General features: G+C 63.0%; 2 protein-coding genes. One reads left to right on the forward strand and one right to left on the reverse strand.

Annotated features, from left to right (window positions below; genetic code table 11):
- Positions 1 to 663, reverse strand: a 663-nt coding sequence (locus EOA28_RS36010) for a tripartite tricarboxylate transporter substrate-binding protein (protein ID WP_148671119.1), incomplete at its 3' end; no start/stop codon positions are given.
- 206 nt (positions 664 to 869) lie between these two features.
- Between EOA28_RS36010 and EOA28_RS36015 the strand changes: the two genes are divergently transcribed.
- Positions 870 to 1,299: helix-turn-helix domain-containing protein (locus tag EOA28_RS36015; protein ID WP_148671120.1), on the forward strand; the 430-nt coding region annotated here is incomplete at its 3' end.

Genomic DNA, 1,299 nt, shown 5'->3' on the forward strand with positions numbered 1-1,299 from the left:
GGCCTTGATCTGCTCGGAGAATTCGCCGTAGCCGGAAATGCCGGCCGCGACCTGGTTGCCGAGCAGCGCCGACAGCGCCTCGCCGCCACCGGCGAACGGCACATAGGAGAGGTTCGCCGCCGGCACGCCGGCCGTCTTGGCGATCAGGCCGAACAGGATGTGGTCGGAACCGCCTGCCGAGCCGCCGGCGACCGGAACCTTGGTCGGATCGGCTTTCAGCGCGGCGACGAAATCGCCGGCCGTCTTGAACGGCGATTCCGCAGGCACCACCAGCGCCTCGAACTCACCCGTAAGGCGAGCGATCGGTGTCACCTCGGTAAGATTGTTGGCTGCCTGGTTGGCGATGATGGCGCCGACCATGACCATGCCGGCGACCATCAGCGAATTGCCCTTGCCTTTCCACTGATTAACGAATTGCGGCAGGCCGACCGTGCCACCGGCGCCGCCGACATTGGTGATCTGCGAGCCGGATATGAGCTTCTCGGAGCGCAGCACCTGGTCGATCGTGCGCGCCGTCTGGTCCCAGCCGCCACCGGGCGCCGCCGGAACAAAAATCTGGATCTGCGGCACGTCCTGCGCCAAGGCGGGGGTAAAATGCAGCGCGGTGAAACCAGCGGCGCCGACGGCTGCCGTGCTCGTCAGGAATTTGCGTCTGTTCAGCATGGGGATTTCCTCCAAATCACGACACCTCTCCTCCAGGTGCCCTGCCAAGACGAGGCCCGACACAGGCCTTCACTTCGATTTCAAGCAAATGTTATCTCGTTCTGTCAATAGGAATACCATTCTGCTAGACAGAACGGCGGCGTCGGGATTAAATCTCGTGTCTGGATCAGTTCCGGATGGGCGACTGCGATGAAATCACCGTTGCAATGACAGACACGCCTCCCAGCTCGGCACGGGCCGACGGCGTCGCCGCGCTTGAACGCGCTATCGCCATTCTCGATGCCTTCACCGCTGCCGACCGCTCGCTCGGTCTGGCCGAAATCGCCGCCCGTACCGGCCTTTACAAGAGCACGATCCTGCGGCTGGCAAATTCCCTGATACGCGGGCAATTGCTGGAGCGCCTGGATGATGGGCGCTATCGCATCGGGCCTGCCGCATTCCGGCTTGGCGCGCTCTACCAGCGGTCCGTCGTGGCGATGGACGTCCTGCTGCCAATCATGCGCGATCTTTCCGAGCAGAGCTGGGAAAGCGTCGCTTTCTACGTGCGCTCCGGTGATCTGCGCACTTGCCTTTACCGTGTCGAATCCAAGCATCCGATCCGCTACACGATCCGCGAAGGCGATGTGCTGCCTCTGC

This window comes from Mesorhizobium sp. M2A.F.Ca.ET.067.02.1.1, from assembly GCF_004023285.1.
GTDB lineage: Bacteria > Pseudomonadota > Alphaproteobacteria > Rhizobiales > Rhizobiaceae > Mesorhizobium.